This window comes from Vibrio sp. 1580 (assembly GCF_033340055.1).
In genome coordinates this window covers 1-536 of sequence record NZ_JAWOVT010000649.1, presented here as the reverse complement: position 1 = coordinate 536, position 536 = coordinate 1, and the positions used below count along the sequence as shown (strand labels likewise).

Annotated in this window: 1 protein-coding gene; it reads right to left on the bottom strand. The window is 42.4% G+C overall.

Going from position 1 to position 536, the window contains the following annotated elements:
* On the bottom strand, window positions 1-244 hold a 244-nt coding region (locus R7093_RS27635; RefSeq protein WP_318080552.1), incomplete at its 3' end, for an acyltransferase family protein.
* Window positions 245-536: the final 292 nt, after the last annotated feature.

Genomic DNA, 536 nt, shown 5'->3' with positions numbered 1-536 from the left:
AACGCCGCTTCACGTAATACTTGCCATCAAAAGGACGTGTATCACTGAGCATCAGAGCGCCCGTAATCAAAATAAATACCGGCACCGCCCATCGGGTCACGCTGTTCACTCCAACGGCGGTGAGCCATTGGTCCATTGGGATCACGCCCAACTCGTTTCGATAAGGCGCCAAGACATGAATAGCGATCACAGCCACTGCGGCGACGCAGCGCAATAAATCAAAAAACAGAACCCTTTCTCTCATATCCTTTCCTACCTTGGATCGCTTATCGTTTATAGCATAGGGCAATTTTCACTCAATTAAATAGTTAACAATCTGTTTTTGCTTATTTTTAACCCAACAATGACCTGTTAATTGTATTTAACCGATAAATACTGCTGAACAGAATCAATTGAAACAAAGCGATATGTGACCAACACTTTCTTGAATATGAAACAGATATAATTCACAGAACCCCCTAGGATACTGAGCACATTACAAAGAAAGGTCTTGTTATGAAGAAAACATTATTGGCGTCACTCGTATGTGTAGTGGC